Genomic DNA, 17599 nt, shown 5'->3' with positions numbered 1-17599 from the left:
GATGCTCAGCCTCCCAGCGCGGTCTTGACCGCCTTGGCGGCGTCGGCCGGAGCCGGAGCGGTGCCGGTCAGATGGCTGACGATGGCGCCGGCCGCGTCGGCGGCGATCGCCTCGACATGACTCATCGCCTCGGTCTTGGTCGCGACGATCTTGGTCTCGGCCTCGGCGAGCTTGGCGGCAAGATCGGCCTCGACCGTCTTGCGCCGCGCGGCGCTGTCGGCATTGACCTTCTCGCGCGTCTCTTGCGCGATCGCCTGCGACTTGGCGCGGGCCTCGGCAAGGGACTTCTCATAGGCCTGGCCGGCCTCTTCGGCCTTGGCCTTCATCGCGGCCGCCTCGTCGAGATCGTTGCCGATCTTGTTGGCGCGGTCCTCGAGGATGCCGCCGAGGCGCGGCACGATGACCTTGGCGGCGAGCCAGTAGAGGAAGCCGAAGGTGATCGCGAGCCAAAGCAGCTGCGAGGCGAAGGTTTCACCCTGGAACGGCGGGAAGCCGCCGCCATGGGCGGGAGCCGCGCCGCCCTGGGCGGTCGTTCCGGTGGTCGTGGCTGGCGCTGCCATCACTGAACCTCATCCGGCCGCGCGAGCCCGGATGGTTCGCACGGCGATAGGGAAGGGAGGCGGGAGCCCGCCGCGCGACGTCCGCAAGGACCTCGCCGCCCGGCAGGCTCGGGTAGCGTTCGCGATCAGACCGCGAAGAGCAGCAGCAGCGCGATCAGCAGCGAGAAGATGCCGAGCGCCTCGGTCAGCGCGAAGCCCAGCAGCAGGGTGCCGCGCTGGCCATCGGCCGCCGACGGGTTGCGCAGGGCGCCCGAGAGGAACTGGCCGAAGAGGTTGCCGAGGCCGATGCCCGCGCCGGCCATGCCGAGGCAAGCGAGACCAGCGCCGATGTACTTGGCTGCGACGGGATCCATGGAAATGCTCCTTAGGGGGACAGTTGTGACAGTCGAGGGGTGAACTTCAAGACCAGGGCCGCTCAGTGGCCCGGGTGCAGTGCGTCGTGCAGGTAGATGCAGGTCAGCACGGCGAAGACATAGGCCTGGAGGCCGGCGACCAGGAACTCCAGCGCGATCAGCGCGATGGTCAGCACGAGCGGCAGCGGCGAGAGGATGGCCCAGCCGCCGGCGAAGAGCAGCGTCGCCACGAAGCCAGCGAAGATCTTCAGCGCGATGTGGCCGGCCAGCATGTTGGCGAAGAGACGGACCGACAGGCTGATCGGGCGCGAGACGAAGGAGATCACCTCGATCGGCACCAGGATGATCAGCATCAGCGGATGCACGCCCTTGGGCACGAACAGGCCGAAGAAATGGGCGCCGTGCTTGGCGATGCCATAGATGATGACGGTGAGGATAACGAGCGCGGCGAGCGCGGCGGTGACGATCAGATGGCTGGTGACGGTGAAGGCGCCCGGGATCATGCCGAGCATGTTGCAGACCAGCACGAACATGAAGAGCGAGAACACCAGCGGCATGAACTTCATGCCGTCATGGCCGGCCGAGTCCTTCACCGTGTTTGCGACGAACTCGTAGCCCATCTCCGCCAGCGATTGCAGCCGGCCCGGGACCAGCGAGCGATTGCGCGTGCCGTAGACGAACAGCAGCACGATGATGGCGACGGCGGCGACCATGAACAGCGCGGAATTGGTGAAAGCGATCTCGCTTCCGCCGATCTTGCCGAGCGACACGATCGGTTTGATCTCGAATTGTTCGATCGGACCAGCCATCTCTCGCCCTTGTTCCTGCCATAAGACGGCCCCTTTCGGGACCGAGCCTCAGTTCTGCGCGCCCGACTTATCGTCAGTGCGCGATTTCATCAAGCCCGCTGCGCGCACGACGTTCATCACGCCAGCGCCGAAGCCGAGCATCAGCAGGACGATCATCCCGAAGGGCGCCGTCCCGAGCCACTTGTCGACGGCCCAGCCGAGCCCGCCGCCGACGATGATACCGGCAACGAATTCCGTGGAGAGCCGCATCGCCTGGCCAATTCCGCTGGAATCGGAGGGGGTGGCTTCGCGCCGGATCTCGGCTTCCGTCTGGTTGGTCGCACGCTTCAGCCCCGCGTCGAGGGATTTGAGCCGGCTTTCCAGGCTCGCATCCTTGTCCGCGGGCCGCTCCGGGCCCGAACTCTTTCCGTCCTGGCCCGTCATTGTCGCTCGACCGTCGTCATGACACGACCCTTCCGTGCTCGGTTCCCTCTGGAGAGCCGGACAATACCGGAATTGTCGCTGATTTGCGCTGCCGGGCCGATCGATCCGTAGCTGGATCACGGTGGCGGGCGCTCATCGGAGTGCCGATTGCTCCGTGCGGTGAAGAAGCCCCGCCGCCCGGAAAAATCGCGCGCACCATATTGACGGGGTCATATGGTGTCAAGCCGGGTGATCTGTGATTAATCCCTTGAAAAATAAAATGATTTTAGAGTGGAGCAGAGCGCTCGGAATGATTCTTGTGCGCCGCGGCAATGATGTCAGACCGCCTCGCGGATGCGTTCTGCCGTCGCGAGGTCGACCGAGACCATCTGGCTGACGCCGCGCTCGGCCATGGTGACGCCGAAGAGGCGATCCATGCGCGCCATGGTGATCGGGTTGTGGGTAATCAGGATAAAGCGCGTCGAGGTGTTGCGCGCCATCTCCTCGAGCAGGTCGCAATAGCGTTCGACATTGGCGTCGTCGAGCGGCGCGTCGACCTCGTCGAGAACGCAGATCGGCGAGGGGTTGGTGAGGAACACCGCGAAGATCAGCGCCGTCGCGGTCAGTGCCTGCTCGCCGCCGGAAAGCAGCGTCATCACCTGCGGCTTTTTGCCCGGGGGGCGCGCGATGATCTCGAGGCCGGCTTCAAGCGGGTCCTCCGAATCGACCAGCGTGAGATCGGCCGTGCCGCCGCCGAACAGCACCCCGAACAGATGCTGGAAATGACCGTTGACGATCTCGAATGCGGCAAGAAGCCGCTCCCTTCCTTCGCGATTGAGCGCGCCGATCGCCTGGCGCAGGCGCCGGATCGCCTCGGTCAGGTCGTCGCGCTCGGTCGCGAGGCCGCTGCGCTTGCCCTGCACCTCGGTCAGTTCGTCATCGGCGCGCAGGTTGACCGCACCGAGCCGCTCGCGCTCGGCCTTGAGCCCGCCGAGCCGGCGCTCGACATCCTCGGCATCCGGCAGCGCATCGCCGACCTTCAGCCCGGCAAGCTGATGCAGGCCGGCGATTTCGGTTTCCAGCCCGTCGACGACCTGTCGCACGACATCGGCGAGGCGCTGGCGCGCCGCCTCCAGCCTGGCTTCTGCGCTTGCACGGGCCTCGCGAGTCGCCGACAGCGCTTCCAGTGCCGCGCGCGCCTGCCGATCGGCCTCCGCCTGCGCGACTTCGCCGGCGGCGAGCTTGTCGGCGGCGGTGCGGCGGGCGCCCTCGGCGGTCTCGATCTCGGCCAGGAGCCGGCGACGCTCGACCAGGAAGGTGTCCGGCGCCTCCAGCAGCGCCTTGTGCTCGGCCGCCGTCGTCTCGATTCGCTTGCGCGTATCCGCAGCGCTCTGCTCGCTCGCCGTCGACCGCTCGCGCCAAGCGCGCAGCTCCTGGGCGATCGCCTCGCGCCTGCGGCTGCGCAACTCGGCCTCGCGCCCTTGCGTCTGCACCCGCGCCCGCGCTTCGGAGGCCGCCGCACGCTGCTCGCCCAGTTCGGCCCGGGCGGCGAGCAGGGCGCTCTCCAGCTCGGGCGCCGGCGCGAGCCCGGCGACATCCCGATTCGCGGTCTCGGCCTGGGCCTGCGCATCGGCGATGTTCTGGCCGAGCCGGCCGATCGCCTCGGTCAGGGCCGAGCGGCGGGCGGCCGTCTCACCGGCCTTGCGCTCGGCCTGGGCCAGCCGCTCGCGGGCCTGGTCGAGATTTCGGCGCGCCTCGCGGGCCGCCTCCAGCGCCTTGGTCTCGGCCTGGGCGGCCGCCTTGGTGCGCTCGCTCGCTTGGTCGAGCCCGTCGCGCGCCGCCTCGGAGGCTTCGCGCGCCGCCTGGGCTTCGCGTTCGAGATCACCGAGTCGATTCTTCTCGGCGAGCCGGCGGGCGGCGGGCGAGGGCGCCTCGGCCGCGCTGGTGAAGCCGTCCCAGCGCCAGATGTCGCCTTCGCGCGAGACCAGACGCTGGCCCGGCAGCAGCTTCGGCCGCAAAGCCGGGCCATCCGCTCGCGCGACGACGCCGATCTGGCGCAGCCGCCGACCGAGCGCGGCCGGTCCGCGCACATGGCTGGCGAGCGGCTCGACACCGTCCGGAAGGGCAGGGTCGCTCTCGCCGCTGCCGCTCTCTGACCAATGCGCCGGTGCGCCCGTATCGGCGGAGGCGTCGAGATCGTCACCGAGCGCCGCGCCGAGCGCGGTCTCGTAGCCCTTGGCGGCAGCGATCGAGTCGAGGATCGCCGGCCAGCGCCCACCCGATGCCGGAGCGAGCAGCTTCTGCAAGGTGCGGACTTCGGTTTCGAGGCGCTGCGCCTTGCGGTCGGCTTCCGCGACCGGCCCACGCAAGCGCGCTTCGTCCTCGCGGGCTGCGGCGAGGGCGCTGCGCGCTGTGCCGGTGGCGGCATCCGCGCTCTGCATCGCCGCTTCCGCGGTCGCGACCGTGCTGCGCAGTCCGTCGAGCGAGGCGGCGGTGCCGTCGGCATCAAGCGTTGCCTGGTCGCGCTGCAGCCGCTCGCGCTCCGCCGCGTGGCGAGCCTCGCGCTCCCTGGCCTCGCGCAGCGCCCGTTCGAGTGCGCCGCGCCGGGCGGCCAGTTCCGATAGCCTTGCCTGCACCGCGGCATGCTCGGCTTCCGCCGCCGCAAGCGCCTTCTCAGCCTCTGCGAGCTCGGTTGCCGCGGCCTGGCTGCCGCCTGCTGCGGCCTCGGCTTCCAGCCGCAGGCTCTCATCCTCGGCTGTCAATCGCGACAGGTTCTCGTTCGCATCCTTGCCGAGGCTGTCCTGCCGGGCGAGGTCGCCCTGCAATTCGGCGAGCCGCTTGGCCAATTCCTCGGTGCGCTGCTTGGTGCGCCGGTTCTCGGCCTCGATCTCGTCGAGGCCGCGCTTCAGCCTGACGAGGGCAGCGGCTGCGGCCGCCTCGCTCTCGCGCAGCTCCGGCAAAGCATGTGCCGCGATCGCCTGCAGCCGTGCCGCCTCGGCCTGCACGCCGGTGCTGTCGGCGACCTCGCGAACCGCCGCTTCGAGGGCGCGCTCGGCCACTGCTTCCTGCGTGCGCGCCTCGTGATGGGCGATCAGCGCCAGCACGGCCTCGGCCTTGCGGATGTCCGATGCGAGATTGCGATAGCGCGTCGCCTGGCGCGCCTGGCGTTGCAGGGCTTCGACCTGCCCGTCGATCTCGGCGAGCACGTCTTCCAGCCGGTTGAGATTGTCCTCGGCGGCCTTGAGGCGCAGCTCCGCCTCGTGCCGGCGGCTGTGCAGCCCGGCGATGCCGGCGGCGTCCTCGAGGATGCGGCGGCGCGATTGCGGCTTGGCAGAGATGATCTCGCTGATCTGGCCCTGGCGCACCAGCGCCGGCGAGCGCGCGCCGGTCGCGGCGTCGGCGAAGAGGAGCTGCACGTCGCGGGCGCGCACCTCCTTGCCGTTGATCCGGTAGGTCGAGCCTTCCTCGCGCTCGATCCGGCGCGTGACCTCCAGCACCTCGGCGTCGTTGAAGGCGGCAGGCGCCTTGCGGTCGCTGTTGTCGAGGGTGAGGGCGACCTCGGCCATGTTGCGGGCCGGGCGCTCGGACGAGCCGCCGAAGATGACGTCGTCCATGCCCGAGCCGCGCATGTTCTTGAACGAGCTTTCGCCCATCACCCAGCGCAGGGCTTCGACGAGGTTGGACTTGCCGCAGCCATTGGGACCGACGACGCCGGTTAGCCCCGGCTCGATCTGGAACTCGGTCGGTTCGACGAAGGTCTTGAAGCCGGTGAGTTTGAGGCGCGTCAGCTGCATCGACGCGCCTCCGCCGCCGTCTTTCCGGGGCACGCCGTAGGCGTGAGCCCGGAATCCATGAACACCGCCGTCTCCGTCATGGCCGGACCTGTTCCGGCCATCCACGCCTGCGTTCTTCGAGGGAGGTGTTCAAGACGCGGATGCTCGCCACACCGGCGAGCATGACGAGACTGGAATGGCGTCGTGTTCATGGGTTCCGGGCTCTTCGCTATGCGAAGCCCCGGAATGACGGCGATGGTGGGAACGCGCGCGTCAGCTGCCGAGCAGCGGCTCGAGGATCTTGTCGAATTCGGCGAGGCTGAGTGCACCGGAGCGCTTCTGCCCGTTGATGAAGAAGGTTGGGGTGGAGTCCACGCCAGCCTTGGCCCCACCGTCCTTAACCTGCGTGACAGCGTCGTAAATGTCCTGACGTTTCAGGCAGGCCTCGAAAGATTCCTGTGTGAAACCGGCCTGCTTGACCATACTGGAGAGCGCATCGACCGGCTTTTCGGTGAAGGCCCAGTTGCGCTGCTGCGCGAACAGCAGGTCGGTCAGAGGGTAGTATTTGTCGTTGCCGTTGCAGCGGGCCAGCATGAAGCCGGCCGTGGCGAGCGGATCGAGCGGGAACTCGCGCAGCACGAAGCGCACCTTGCCGGTGTCGATGTACTTCGCCTTCAGTGCCGGCCACGTGTCCTTGTGGAACGTGGCGCAGTGGCTGCAGGTCAGCGAGGCGTATTCGATGATCGAGACCTTCGCATCGGGGCTGCCGAGCCAGACATCGCCGAGCGGATTGGCGACGCCGGGAGCTGTCTGGGCGAATGCCCCCTGGCTGGCGAGAAGCGGCGAGAGGGCCAAGGCGGCGGAGCCGATCAACACCTGGCGGCGGCTGGTCATGAGACGATCCCTGATGGCGAAGTAGTTGCGCGGACCATAGTCGCCATCAGGATTGTGGCAAGATCGGTTCGCCGCTTCCCGCTCACGAAGCCGTGTCGTCGCCTGCGGCCTGGCGCCGCTGTGCGATGCCACGTCCGAGCCGAGCCAGCGCCTCGCGCAGTTCGGTGCTCTCGACGCCTGCGACCTGCGCATCGATCCGCGCCAGAGCCGCCGGATCGGGCGGTGGGGCGGGTTTCGGCGCGAGCGGGGGCGCGACCGGCCCCTGCTTCAGCACCAGCTTGCCGACGGCGCGCCAGCCGAGATGGCTGTTGACCCGCTCCAGCACCAGCGGGCCGAGCTGCTGCATCTCCAGGGCGAAGGCGCCTTCGACGCGCACCACCAGCGTTGCCGGTTCCGACAGTTCACCCGGCGCGCCGCGCCGTCGCGGCCAGTCGATCTTGAGCGGCCGCGTGCGCTGCGCCAGCCGCTCGCCGACGATCTCCGGCCAGAAGGCAACGACCGAGCGCCCGGCGAAGCCCTGCGCGGCGAGCGCAGGCGCAAGGCAGTCGTCGATCAACTCGGCGAGGGGTTTTGCGACCATGGCCCAGTGTGCGCCGGGGAGCGACGGGCACGCAAGCGTTCGACCGTGATCGAGCGCGACTGTCACGGCGAGGCCTTTATGGCCGGGCCGATCTCAGAAGCGCGTGGTCAACTCGACCAGCCATTGCGGCGACGCCTCGACTAGGGCCGCTTCCAGACGCTTGTCGTAGCCGGTGAGGATCAGCCCGCCGACAACGACCAGGACGAGGCCGAGTGCGATCTTGATGCCCTTGCCGCCGCGCGCCAGCCGGTCTCGCCAGCGCATTAGCGCCTGACGCGAGAGCGAGCCCAGAATCAGCAGCGGCGTCGCCGCACCCAGTCCGAACAGCGCCATCGTCGCCGCGACCTGGCCGAGATCGCGGCCCTGCGCCGCCAGCACAGAGGCGGCGCCGAGCGTCGGGCCTACGCAGGGGCTCCAGACCGCGCCGAGCAGCAGCCCGACGCCGAACTGGCCGCCGACGCCCCGCGTCGAGAAACCGGAAAGGTTGCGTTCGGCCCAGTCGCTGACCGGTCCGCCGGCGGCCGCGACCCGGACCTGCAAGGCGGGCGAGGCCAGCACGAGCCCGATCAGGATCATCGTGATCGAGGAGGCGATCCTGAAGACGTCGGCATTCAGGCCGATGCCGAAGCCGATCGTCGCGACGAACAGGCCGATCGCGACGAAGGAGATCACCACGCCGCCGGCCAGCGCCGCCGGGGCAAGGCGGTGCTCGGCGGCGGCCGAGCCAAGCACGATCGGCAGCAACGGCAGGACGCAGGGCGAGAGGATGGAGAGGATGCCCGCGAGGTAGGCGAGGCCGAGACTGCCGATGGCCATGACGCCAGCCTCAGATCGCCCTGGCCAGCAAGCTGCCGATCGAGGCCTTGCTTGTGTCGCCGACCGAACGCCCGGTCTCGGCGCTGCCCTTGAAGGCGATCAGTGTGCTCTGCTGGCGAGCGCCGAACTGCCGGACCGCCTCCTTCTGGCTGTCGAAGTCGACGCGGAAGACGACGAGGTCCTTGAACCGCGGCTCCTTGCGCAGTTCGGAGATGATCGGCGCCTGCGCCTTGCAGGTCGGGCACCAGCCGGCATGGATCTCGACCAGGATCGGCTTGCCGGCTTTCTGCGCGGCGCCGAAATCCGCTTGCGAGAACGGCCGGATATCGTCGGCGGCGGATACGCCGATAGGCATGACGGAAATGGCGCATGCGGCGGCGAGGACGCGGCGGCGAGAAATCATGAAAGCGATCCCGAATTGGTTCGTCGGATGCGTGCCTGCGGCCCGCACTGGCCTATTCGGACCGTGACGAGCCGCCGTTACATCGGCAGGCTTCGATCACGCTCAGTTGATCGGCGTCGAACGCATCGCCCAGCAGGGTGCGCTCGTCTTGCGATGGGCGGCCTAGCCGCTAAACCATAAGCATGCACGCCTCCGCCACCCAGCCCCGCGCCGCCGATCTCCTCGCCTGGTATGACCGCCACCGCCGCGTCCTGCCCTGGCGGGCGCTGCCGGGCGAACAGGCCGACCCCTACCGCGTCTGGGTCTCCGAGATCATGCTGCAGCAGACCACGATCGCGGCGGTAAAACCCTACTTCGAGCGCTTCATGGTGCGGTTCCCCAGCGTCGAGGCGCTCGCCGCAGCGCCGTCCGAGAGCGTGATGCAGGCCTGGGCCGGGCTCGGCTATTATTCCCGCGCCCGCAATCTCCACGCCTGCGCCAAGGCGGTCGCGGACCAGCATGGCGGCCGCTTTCCCGACACGGAGGAGGGCCTGCGCGCCTTGCCGGGCATCGGAGCCTATACCTCGGGAGCCGTCGCCGCGATTGCCTTCGACCGGCCGACCGTCGCGGTCGATGGCAATGTCGAGCGGGTGATCACCCGGCTCTTCGCGATCGAGGACGAGATGCCCTCGGCCAAGCCGCTGATCCGCGAGCGGGTGCTGGCGCTGCTGTCGCTTGAGCGGCCCGGCGATTTTGCGCAGGCGCTGATGGATCTCGGCGCCACGATCTGCACGCCGCGCTCGCCGGCCTGCGGGCTCTGCCCCTGGCGCGAGCCCTGCCGGGCGCGCATCGAAGGCATGCAGGAGAGCTTTCCGCGCAAGGCGGTGAAGAAGACCGGCAAGACCCGCTATGGCGCGGCCTTCGTCACGATGCGCGAGGATGGCGCCGTGCTGGTCCGCACCCGGCCGGCCAGGGGGCTGCTCGGTGGCATGGTCGAGGTGCCCGGCAGCGACTGGCGGGCGGACTACGAGTTGGACGACGCCTTGCGAGATGCTCCGGTGTCAGCCGGTTGGCGGCGGCTGATGCTGCCGGTTCGCCACGTCTTCACACATTTCCCGCTGGAGCTGACGGTCTTCGCCGGGCGCGTGCCGCTGGAGACTGAAGCTCCGGAGGGCATGCGTTTCACGCCGTTCCACCGGCTGAAGGAGGAGGCGTTTCCGAATGTCTTCCTGAAGGCGCTCGAAGCCGGATTGGAAGAGTTGCAGCGGCCTTAGGCCGCCGCCAGCTGCGCCCGGATCTCGCCGCGCAGGGCGTCGAGCAGCAGCGCTTTCCCGTCGCGCTCGACATGCCAGAAGGTCCAGCCATTGCAGGCTGGCAGGCCCTGCGCCAGCGCGCCGACCTTATGGATCGAGCCCACGGCCGGGCCGAGCACCAGCGTGCCGTCGGCGCGGATCGTGGCGCTGTGGCGGCGCTTCTCGTCGAAGACGCGCTCGCCCGCCTTGACCAATCCGGCCTCGACCAGACTGAGGAAAGGCACGCGCGGCTCAGCTCGCTTCGACGGTGCGGTGGCGAAGGCCTCGGGCGGCAGCGGCTGGACCGCTGCGATGCGCTCGCGCGCCGCCTTGGCATAGACCTCTTCGCGCTCGACGCCGATGAAATGGCGGCCGAGCGCCTTGGCGACGGCGCCGGTCGTGCCGGTGCCGAAGAAGGGATCGAGCACGACGTCGCCGGGATTGCTGGCCGAGAGCAGGACACGGGCGAGCAGCGATTCGGGCTTCTGGGTCGGGTGGACCTTGGCGCCCTTCTCGTCCTTCAGGCGCTCATCGCCGGTGCAGAGCGGCAGGTACCAGTCCGAGCGCATCTGCAGGTCGTCATTGCCGCCCTTCAGCGCCTCGTAATGGAAGGTATATTTCGAAGCCTCGCCGCGCGCCGCCCAGATCAGCGTCTCATGCGCATTGGTGAAGCGGCGGCCGCGGAAATTCGGCATCGGGTTGGCCTTGCGCCAGACGATGTCGTTCAGCATCCAGAAGCCGAGATCCTGCAGGATCGAGCCGACGCGGAAGATGTTGTGATAGGAGCCGATCACCCAGAGCGCGCCGTCCGGCTTCAGCGCCCGGCGGCAGGCCGAGAGCCAGGCGCGGGTGAAGGCGTCGTAGTCGGCGAAGGAGGCGAACTTGTCCCAGTCGTCGTCGACGGCGTCGACGAGGCTGTCGTCTGGCCGGCGCAGATCGCCGCCAAGCTGCAAGTTATAAGGGGGGTCGGCGAAGACGAGATCCACGCTCCCCGGCGGCAGGGCCTCGATCGCGGCGACGCAATCGCCGACGATCACCTGGTCGAGCGGCAGCTCGCGAGGGAGGATCTCAGAGGGAAGAAGGCTCTTGGCCTTCATCCGGGCCCCCAGCGCGGGCCGTCCGGTACGCGAAACCTGAATCCGGACGGGAGCGCTGGCGGTCCCGGTACGCGAGGTACTCATGACGCCAAGACCGTTACGCAACTTCAACGCTCGCGATCCTGGCCGGTCAGGGTAAAGGTCGGGTTTCCAGCTTGAAAAAAATGCGTGCCATTCTGGGGCTGCAGATTTTGCCTAGCACATTGAATATGTTTGGAAAATCGTAACGGAGATTAAGGAAAGGTAAGCGGCTCGGAGTTGACCCCGGGAGAGGCGTCATGCTCGGGCTCGACCCGAGCATCTCAGGCCGGAGGAAGCTCCTGACAGCGCCTTCTCGTCATGAGATTCTCGGGTCTGCGCTGCGCTCCGCCCGGGGATGACGTGCCGGGTCGCCGGCGCTATCGCGACCAGACACCTTTGATCGGGGCGAAGGAATAGCGATGCGCAGGGCAGGGGCCATGCGTCTTCAGCGCAGCGCGATGCGCCGCCGTGCCGTAGCCGGCATGGCCAGCGAAGCCATAGGCCGGGTAGGTCAGCGAGAGCCGCGCCATCATCCGGTCGCGCATCACCTTGGCGACGATCGAGGCCGCGGCGATCGAGGCGATCAGCCCGTCGCCGCCGATGATCGCCTCACAGCCGCAGGCCAGCGCCGGCGGATCATTGCCGTCGACCAGGACGAGATCGGGAGACAGCGGCAGCGCTCCGACCGCGCGCCGCATGGATAAGAGCGTCGCCTGCCGGATGTTGATCGTATCGATCTCGGTGGCGGAGGCGCTACCGACTCCGACCGCCAGTGCGCTGGCGAGGATCAGCACGCAGAGTTCCTCGCGGCGCTGGGCGCTGAGCTCCTTCGAATCGGCGAGCCCGTCCGGGATCGCGGCGGGATCGAGGATGACGGCGGCTGCCACGACCGGGCCGGCGAGCGGGCCGCGCCCGACCTCGTCCACGCCGGCGACGCGGGCGCGCCCGGCAATCATCGCGGCCTGCTCACGGCTGAAATCGGCGGTCATGGCTTCGCTATGCCAGATCGGGATGCGCAGGTCTGCGGATCGCTTGGTCGCATCCACAATTCGCTGTGCGCCCCAGTGTCGGGCTTCTCGCATTCATAGCCCTCATCCTGAGGAGCAGCCGGAGGCTGCGTCTCGAAGGATGCTCCAGATGGTTCTTGAGCCTCTTGGAGCATCCTTCGAGACGGCCGCTGTGCGGCCTCCTCAGGATGAGGGCCGTGAATGAGACCGGGGCTTATCAGAACAGGCTCAACTGCGCCTTCTCCTTTTCCGGCTTGACGAAGAGGTCGGTGCGCAGCCTGAGCCGCGCGCTGTTGAAGCCGAGCCGCTCGGCCGCCATCTCGAAGCGCCGCCCGATCATCCAGGCATAGGGGCCGGAGCCGACCTGGCGCTGGCCCCAGGCGGCGTCGTAGTCCTTGCCGCCGCGCGTCGAGCGGATCAGCGAGACGACATGGCGCATCTTGTCGGGATGATGCGTCACCAGCCAGTCCTGCACGATGTCCTTCACCTCGAGCGGCAGCCGCAGCAGCACATAGCCGGCCTCGCGCGCGCCAGCCGCCTTAGCGGCGTCGAGGATGCGCTCGATCTCATGCTCGTTGATCGCCGGCACGATCGGCGCAACCAGCACCGTCACCGGGATGCCGGCCTCCGACAGCTTGCGGATCGTCTCGATGCGCTTGGCGGGTGCTGCGGCGCGCGGCTCCATGTTGCGGGCGAGCTTGGGATCGAGCGTCGTCACCGAGAGCGCGACCTTGACCAGCCCCTTCGCCGCCATCGGCGCGAGGATGTCGATGTCGCGCTGCACCAGCGCCGATTTGGTGACGATGCCGACCGGGTGGCTGAACTTCGCCAGCACCTCCAGGATCCCGCGCATGATCCGGAGCTTTTTCTCGATCGGCTGGTAGGCGTCGGTATTGGTGCCGATCGCGATGGTGCGCGGCTGGTAGCTCGGCGAGGACAGCTCCTTCTCCAGCAGCAGCGCCGCATCGGGCTTGGCGGTCAGCTTGCTCTCGAAGTCGAGACCGGGCGAGAGGCCGAGATAGGCATGACTGGGCCGCGCGAAGCAGTAGACGCAGCCATGCTCGCAGCCGCGATAGGGGTTGATCGAGCGGTCGAAGGAAATATCCGGGGAGTCATTGCGTGTAATGATCGTCCGGGGCTTCTCGACCGAGACCTCGGTCTTGAACGGCGGCAAGTCGCCGAGCGAGCCCCAGCCGTCATCCTCGCTGATTCGCTGCTCGGCCTCGTAGCGCCCGCCGGGATTGATCGTAGCGCCGCGTCCGCGCCGCCTGTCAGGGTCGATCTGGCTGCCGATATGGGCCAGCGGATCGACCGGGGCGAGCCGGATCGGCGCCGAGACGGTTCCCGGTTCGGTGTCGCGGCGCTTGAGCGGCTGTGTCCTGGCTGAGGGCCTAGCCTGCAGCATGGCTTCGTCTCCCGGCGGAATCGGTGGTTCCGAGACCAAGGAATGTGAACATAAAGAGAACAAAAGGCAAGTGACAGGATTGCGACATGTTGCAGTGCGTCATAAGCTGAGCGTCCATGATCACCGCCGTCATCCGGGCCAATCGTGACGCCGAGGCGCTCGCTGCGACCTTGTCCGTGCTGATTCCGGCGGTGGCGAAGGGCGTGATCGGCCATGCCGTGGTGATCGACGACGGCGACGATGCCGCGATCGCGCGCCTCGCCGAAGAAACTGGCGCCAGCTACGTCAGGGCCGAGAAACCAGCGAAGAACGGCGAGGCCTGGTCGCGCGGCGTGGCGGAAGCGCGCGGCGACTGGGTCATCCTGCTCGAGGCTGGCGACCTGCCGGAGCCGCAATGGACGCCGAGCATCGAGCGGCATCTGCTGACCGCCGCGACGCGGCCGGCGCTCATGCCGCTGCGCGGCATGGCGGCCGCCTTGCGCGAATGGGGGGCGGTTTCGCTGCGCTCCCGCGGCGTCAGGGCGGGGCTGCTCGCGCCGAAGAAGCAGATCCTCTCCGGCCGGCTGGCGCGTGCGCCGCGCCGTCTCGCGGTCCGCCGGCAGCGCGCCGAGACCTGACCGGTCGCCCCGTCAGAGCTGGTTCGTCCGGAAGGTGTCGCAGCTCTGCATCGAGCCGGATTTGAAGCCCGTGTTGAACCAGCGCGTGCGTTGCGCCGACGAACCATGCGTGAAGGAATCCGGCACGACGACGCCGCGGCCCTGCTGCTGCAGCTTGTCGTCACCGATCGCCGAGGCCGAGCGCAGCGCCTCGTCGATGTCGCCTGGCTCGATGCGATCCATCGCCTGGATGTTATGGGCCCAGACCCCGGCGAAGCAGTCGGCCTGCAGCTCGACGCGTACCGAGAGCTGGTTCGATTCGCGCTCCGAAACCCGCTGACGCAGCTCGTTGACCTTGGGCAGAATGCCGAGCAGGTTCTGGATGTGATGGCCGACCTCGTGGCCGACGACATAGGCATAGGCGAAGTCGCCGCCGCCGCCGAGCTTGCGCTGCATCTCCTGGAAGAAGGAAAGGTCGAGATAAACCCGCTGGTCGTTGGGGCAATAGAACGGCCCCATCGCCGCCTGGGCCGTGCCGCAGCCCGAGCGGTCGACGCCGCTGAACAGCACCAGCTTCGGCGGCACATATTTGCGGTTCGCCTGCTGCGGCAGGACCTTGCCCCAGATGTCCTCGTTCTGCGCCAACACGGCCGAGACGAAGCGGCCCATCTCGTCCTGCGGCGGGCCGGCCGATTTGCGCTGCTCCTGCGTCGGCGCGCTGCGCCCGCCGATGCCGCCGATCAATTCGGCGCCGCCGATCAGGAGGCGCGGGTCGATGCCGAGGGCCCAACCGAGCAGGCCGAGCACGACCATGGTGCCGATGCCGATGCCGCCGCGCCCACCGGGAAGCCCGGCGAACTCGCCGCCACCTCCGCGCCGGTCCTCGAGATTCTCGGACTGGCGGTAATCTTCCCAACGCATGGCGAGGCCCTTGTTGCAGCCTCGCCAATCTCTGCGAGCCGAGCGAGGAACTCAAGTCCCGCGACAGGAGTGCTCAATGGTAGCCGGCATCGGCTTTCACCTTGCCGCGGAACGTCCAGTAGACGAAGGCCGTGTAGAACAGGATCATCGGCAGCAGGAAGGTCACGCCGATCAGCACGAAGACATGCGAGGCCGGCGCCGCCGCCGTGTCCCAGATCGTCAGGCCGGGCGGCACGAGATAGGGATAGTTTGAGATCGCGAGTCCCAGGAAGCAGAGCAGGAAGATCGCGATGGTGAAGGCGAAGGGCGTGAACTCATGTGCTCCCTTGAGCCGTTTCCAAGCCATATAGCCGCAGAAGGCCGTCAGCACCGGGAAGGGCCAGAGCAGCACGAGGTTCGAGGGCGTGAACCAGCGCTCGGCGATGCGCGGATGGGCATAGGGCGTCCAAGCTGAGACCAGCACGGCGAAGGCGAGCAGGCCGAGGAGCAGCGTCTTCGCCTGCCGGCGGGCCCGCTCCGCGACCGGCCCTTCCGTCTTGTAGACCAGCCAGGTCGCGCCCAATGTGGCGTAGCCGATGACGACGCCGGCGCCGCACATCAGCGTGAACGGGGTCAGCCAGTCGAATGGGCCGCCGGCGAACTGCTTGTCGACGACCTTCACGCCCTGCAGCAGCCCGCCAAGGATCAGCCCTTGCGCGAAGGCGGCCACCGTCGAGCCCGCCCAGAAGGCGAAGTCCCAGACCTTGTGACGGGGCTTCGCCACCCAGCGGAACTCGAAGGCGACGCCGCGGAAGATCAGCGCCAGCAGCATCAGGATCACCGGGATGTAGAAGGCCGGCATGATGATGGCGTAGGCATAGGGAAAGGCGACCCAGAGGCCGCCGCCGCCCAGAACCAGCCAGGTTTCGTTGCCGTCCCAGAACGGTGCGACCGAGTTCATCATCTGGTCGCGCTCGCTCTCGTCCCTTGTCGTCGGGAACAGGATGGCGATGCCGAGGTCGAAACCATCGAGCACGACATAGAGCATCACGGCGGTGCCGATCAGCACGGCCCAGATCACGGGGAGATACCATTCCATCTCAAGTCTCCCGAGTTTCCACCAGGCCCTCATCCTGAGGAGGCCGCGCGAGCGGCCGTCTCGAAGGATGCTTCAGAGGGCGCTGGAACATCCTTCGAGATGCGGGCTGAAGCCCGCTCCTCAGGATGAGGGCTGTGGGTTTCATCATCGCATCAGCTCGCCGGCTGGATCTTGTCGTCGCCGGGATGGCCGTCGCCGAAGATGGCGGCGGCCGGCGCCTGCGCCGCCTTTAGCGGCCGCTTCGAGGGCTGCTCGGGCGGGTCCTCATGGCTGATCTCGTCCGGTCCCTTGTCGATCAGGCGATTGATCAGGGCGATGCCGGCGGCGAAGACGACGCAGTAGACGAAGACGAACAGCGCCAGCGAGATCGCGACCTCGGCGGTGGTGATCGGCGAGACCGCATCCTTCGAGCGCAGGATCCCGGTGGCGAGCCAGGGCTGGCGGCCGACCTCTGTGACGAACCAGCCGGAGAGGATGGCGATGAAGCCGGCCGGCCAGCTGTACTGGGCGAGCCAGAGCCAGCGGCGCGCCTCGAAGACGGTGCCGCTCTTCCACAGCCAGGCGCCGATCCAGCCGAAGACGATCATCAGCGTGCCGATACCGACCATGATGCGGAAGGCGAAGAACGGGATCAGCACCGGCGGCCGGTCTTGGACGGCAAAGTCCTTCAGGCTCGGGAACAGCGCGTCCATGCTGCCATGGGTCAGCAGGCTGGCGACGCCGGGGATCGCGATCTCGAAGCGGTTGAGCTCGGCCTTCTCGTCCGGCCAGGCGAAGAGCACGAGCGCGCCGGGCCTGGACGAATCCCAGTGCGCCTCGATCGCGGCGAGCTTGGCCGGCTGGTAGATCGCGGTCTGCTTGCCATGGAAGTCCCCGATCACGGCCTGGAGCGGCGCGGTCAGTGCGATCATCAGGATCGCCATGCGGACCATCGTCCTGGCCGATTCGGTGCGGTGGCCGGCGAGCAGATGGCGCGCGCCGGTCGCCAGCACGACGAAGGCGGTGGTGAGATAGGCCGCCGTCATCATATGGGCGAAGCGCAGGGGGAAGGTCGGGTTGAAGATGATCTTCAGCCAGTCGACCGGGTAGGCGATGCCGTCGCGGACCTCGTGGCCGGCCGGATACTGCATCCAGCTATTGGCGGAAAGAATCCAGAAGCCGGAGAGGGCGGTGCCGCCGGCGACGATCACGGCCGAGAGGAAATGCAGCCAGGCCGGCACACGCTTCCAGCCGAACAGCATCACGCCGAGGAAGGAGGCTTCGAGGAAGAAGGCGGTCAGCACCTCATAGCCGATCAGCGGGCCGATGACATTGCCGACCGCGACCGAGAAGCGGCTCCAATTGGTGCCGAACTGATAGGAGAGCACGATGCCGGAAACCACGCCCATGGCGAAGGAGACGGCGAAGATCTTGGTCCAGAACCGGGCGAGCAGATGGAATTTCTGGTCGCCCGTCTTCAGCCACAGCCCGAGCAGCGTCGCGATATAGGCGGAAAGCCCGATCGTGAAGGCCGGGAAGATGATGTGGAACGAGACGGTGAAGGCGAACTGGATGCGTGACAGCAGAAAGGCGTCGATTTCCATCGCATCGCTCCGGCGTGCCGGCCACGAATG

17 protein-coding genes are annotated in these 17599 nt (G+C 68.0%); 2 read left to right on the top strand and 15 right to left on the bottom strand.

The genetic code is table 11. The features are described from left to right. Positions 1–5 precede the first annotated feature (5 nt). The 9 genes from ACFPOB_RS05830 to ACFPOB_RS05790 form a co-directional block, all read right to left on the bottom strand. Complete coding sequence (locus ACFPOB_RS05830) at positions 6–560, bottom strand: F0F1 ATP synthase subunit B (protein ID WP_377796649.1); 555 nt, start codon at positions 558–560, stop codon at positions 6–8. Between the two features lie 125 nt (positions 561–685). Beyond that, positions 686–913, bottom strand: a complete 228-nt coding sequence (locus tag ACFPOB_RS05825; RefSeq protein WP_091831801.1) for a F0F1 ATP synthase subunit C — start codon at positions 911–913, stop codon at positions 686–688. A 62-nt stretch (positions 914–975) separates the two neighbouring features. Beyond that, complete coding sequence (locus ACFPOB_RS05820; protein ID WP_092155598.1) at positions 976–1722, bottom strand: F0F1 ATP synthase subunit A; 747 nt, start codon at positions 1720–1722, stop codon at positions 976–978. A 48-nt stretch (positions 1723–1770) separates the two neighbouring features. Further along, a complete protein-coding gene (locus ACFPOB_RS05815; RefSeq protein ID WP_377796647.1) occupies positions 1771–2145 on the bottom strand; it encodes an AtpZ/AtpI family protein in 375 nt (124 codons plus the stop codon). Positions 2146–2462: 317 nt separating this feature from the next. Continuing rightward, on the bottom strand, positions 2463–5918 hold the full coding sequence (smc, locus tag ACFPOB_RS05810; RefSeq protein WP_377796645.1) for a chromosome segregation protein SMC: 3456 nt from the start codon (positions 5916–5918) through the stop codon (positions 2463–2465). Between the two features lie 252 nt (positions 5919–6170). Then, positions 6171–6791, bottom strand: coding sequence for a DsbA family protein (locus ACFPOB_RS05805; RefSeq protein WP_377796643.1), 621 nt, complete (start codon positions 6789–6791; stop codon positions 6171–6173). Positions 6792–6873: 82 nt separating this feature from the next. Continuing rightward, positions 6874–7371, bottom strand: coding sequence for a DUF721 domain-containing protein (locus ACFPOB_RS05800; RefSeq protein WP_377796641.1), 498 nt, complete (start codon positions 7369–7371; stop codon positions 6874–6876). A gap of 93 nt (positions 7372–7464) precedes the next feature. Then, positions 7465–8187, bottom strand: coding sequence for a cytochrome c biogenesis CcdA family protein (locus ACFPOB_RS05795; RefSeq protein WP_377796639.1), 723 nt, complete (start codon positions 8185–8187; stop codon positions 7465–7467). Between the two features lie 10 nt (positions 8188–8197). Next, positions 8198–8590 (bottom strand): thioredoxin family protein, encoded by a 393-nt coding sequence (locus ACFPOB_RS05790; protein ID WP_377796637.1) that lies wholly within the window; start codon positions 8588–8590, stop codon positions 8198–8200. Positions 8591–8772: 182 nt separating this feature from the next. Between ACFPOB_RS05790 and mutY the strand changes: the two genes are divergently transcribed. Beyond that, entirely contained in the window at positions 8773–9843 is a 1071-nt protein-coding gene (mutY, locus tag ACFPOB_RS05785) for an A/G-specific adenine glycosylase (protein ID WP_377796635.1), read from the top strand. On the opposite strand, the gene ACFPOB_RS05780 is transcribed toward mutY, so the two are convergent. From ACFPOB_RS05780 to ACFPOB_RS05770, 3 genes are all read right to left on the bottom strand, one after another. Then, positions 9840–11042, bottom strand: coding sequence for a site-specific DNA-methyltransferase (locus ACFPOB_RS05780; RefSeq protein WP_377796633.1), 1203 nt, complete (start codon positions 11040–11042; stop codon positions 9840–9842). The two genes, mutY and ACFPOB_RS05780, sit on opposite strands and share 4 nt — an antisense overlap. 314 nt (positions 11043–11356) lie before the next feature. After that, positions 11357–11968 carry a ribonuclease HII gene (locus ACFPOB_RS05775; protein WP_377796631.1) on the bottom strand — a complete coding sequence of 204 codons (612 nt, stop codon included), beginning with the start codon at positions 11966–11968 and terminating at the stop codon, positions 11357–11359. Between the two features lie 235 nt (positions 11969–12203). Beyond that, complete coding sequence (locus ACFPOB_RS05770) at positions 12204–13391, bottom strand: PA0069 family radical SAM protein (RefSeq protein ID WP_377796630.1); 1188 nt, start codon at positions 13389–13391, stop codon at positions 12204–12206. Positions 13392–13507: 116 nt separating this feature from the next. Here ACFPOB_RS05770 and ACFPOB_RS05765 point away from each other — a divergent pair, with 116 nt between their 5' ends. After that, on the top strand, positions 13508–14008 hold the full coding sequence (locus ACFPOB_RS05765) for a glycosyltransferase family A protein (protein WP_377796628.1): 501 nt from the start codon (positions 13508–13510) through the stop codon (positions 14006–14008). A gap of 12 nt (positions 14009–14020) precedes the next feature. Here ACFPOB_RS05765 and ypfJ read toward each other — a convergent pair whose 3' ends face one another. From ypfJ to ACFPOB_RS05750, 3 genes are all read right to left on the bottom strand, one after another. Then, positions 14021–14908 carry a KPN_02809 family neutral zinc metallopeptidase gene (ypfJ, locus tag ACFPOB_RS05760; protein WP_377796626.1) on the bottom strand — a complete coding sequence of 296 codons (888 nt, stop codon included), beginning with the start codon at positions 14906–14908 and terminating at the stop codon, positions 14021–14023. Between the two features lie 73 nt (positions 14909–14981). Beyond that, complete coding sequence (gene cydB / locus ACFPOB_RS05755) at positions 14982–15986, bottom strand: cytochrome d ubiquinol oxidase subunit II (RefSeq protein ID WP_377796624.1); 1005 nt, start codon at positions 15984–15986, stop codon at positions 14982–14984. Between the two features lie 152 nt (positions 15987–16138). Then, positions 16139–17569: a cytochrome ubiquinol oxidase subunit I gene (locus ACFPOB_RS05750; RefSeq protein ID WP_377796622.1), complete on the bottom strand. Its 1431-nt coding sequence runs from the start codon at positions 17567–17569 to the stop codon at positions 16139–16141. Positions 17570–17599 lie beyond the last annotated feature (30 nt).

This window comes from Allobosea eneae, from assembly GCF_042657265.1.
In the GTDB taxonomy this organism is placed as follows: domain Bacteria; phylum Pseudomonadota; class Alphaproteobacteria; order Rhizobiales; family Beijerinckiaceae; genus Allobosea; species Allobosea eneae.
Note: the sequence above shows the minus strand (reverse complement) of the source record. Positions and strands in the feature narration are given on the sequence as shown.

What these genes read in the sequence shown, in the direction of transcription:
- ACFPOB_RS05830 (WP_377796649.1), bottom strand. Translation starts at nt 560, where the DNA reads ATGGCAGCGCCAGCCACGACCACCGGAACGACCGCCCAGGGCGGCGCG.
- ACFPOB_RS05825 (WP_091831801.1), bottom strand. Translation starts at nt 913, where the DNA reads ATGGATCCCGTCGCAGCCAAGTACATCGGCGCTGGTCTCGCTTGCCTC.
- ACFPOB_RS05820 (WP_092155598.1), bottom strand. Translation starts at nt 1,722, where the DNA reads ATGGCTGGTCCGATCGAACAATTCGAGATCAAACCGATCGTGTCGCTC.
- ACFPOB_RS05815 (WP_377796647.1), bottom strand. Translation starts at nt 2,145, where the DNA reads ATGACGGGCCAGGACGGAAAGAGTTCGGGCCCGGAGCGGCCCGCGGAC.
- smc (WP_377796645.1), bottom strand. Translation starts at nt 5,918, where the DNA reads ATGCAGCTGACGCGCCTCAAACTCACCGGCTTCAAGACCTTCGTCGAA.
- ACFPOB_RS05805 (WP_377796643.1), bottom strand. Translation starts at nt 6,791, where the DNA reads ATGACCAGCCGCCGCCAGGTGTTGATCGGCTCCGCCGCCTTGGCCCTC.
- ACFPOB_RS05800 (WP_377796641.1), bottom strand. Translation starts at nt 7,371, where the DNA reads ATGGTCGCAAAACCCCTCGCCGAGTTGATCGACGACTGCCTTGCGCCT.
- ACFPOB_RS05795 (WP_377796639.1), bottom strand. Translation starts at nt 8,187, where the DNA reads ATGGCCATCGGCAGTCTCGGCCTCGCCTACCTCGCGGGCATCCTCTCC.
- ACFPOB_RS05790 (WP_377796637.1), bottom strand. Translation starts at nt 8,590, where the DNA reads ATGATTTCTCGCCGCCGCGTCCTCGCCGCCGCATGCGCCATTTCCGTC.
- mutY (WP_377796635.1), top strand. Translation starts at nt 8,773, where the DNA reads ATGCACGCCTCCGCCACCCAGCCCCGCGCCGCCGATCTCCTCGCCTGG.
- ACFPOB_RS05780 (WP_377796633.1), bottom strand. Translation starts at nt 11,042, where the DNA reads ATGAGTACCTCGCGTACCGGGACCGCCAGCGCTCCCGTCCGGATTCAG.
- ACFPOB_RS05775 (WP_377796631.1), bottom strand. Translation starts at nt 11,968, where the DNA reads ATGACCGCCGATTTCAGCCGTGAGCAGGCCGCGATGATTGCCGGGCGC.
- ACFPOB_RS05770 (WP_377796630.1), bottom strand. Translation starts at nt 13,391, where the DNA reads ATGCTGCAGGCTAGGCCCTCAGCCAGGACACAGCCGCTCAAGCGCCGC.
- ACFPOB_RS05765 (WP_377796628.1), top strand. Translation starts at nt 13,508, where the DNA reads ATGATCACCGCCGTCATCCGGGCCAATCGTGACGCCGAGGCGCTCGCT.
- ypfJ (WP_377796626.1), bottom strand. Translation starts at nt 14,908, where the DNA reads ATGCGTTGGGAAGATTACCGCCAGTCCGAGAATCTCGAGGACCGGCGC.
- cydB (WP_377796624.1), bottom strand. Translation starts at nt 15,986, where the DNA reads ATGGAATGGTATCTCCCCGTGATCTGGGCCGTGCTGATCGGCACCGCC.
- ACFPOB_RS05750 (WP_377796622.1), bottom strand. Translation starts at nt 17,569, where the DNA reads ATGGAAATCGACGCCTTTCTGCTGTCACGCATCCAGTTCGCCTTCACC.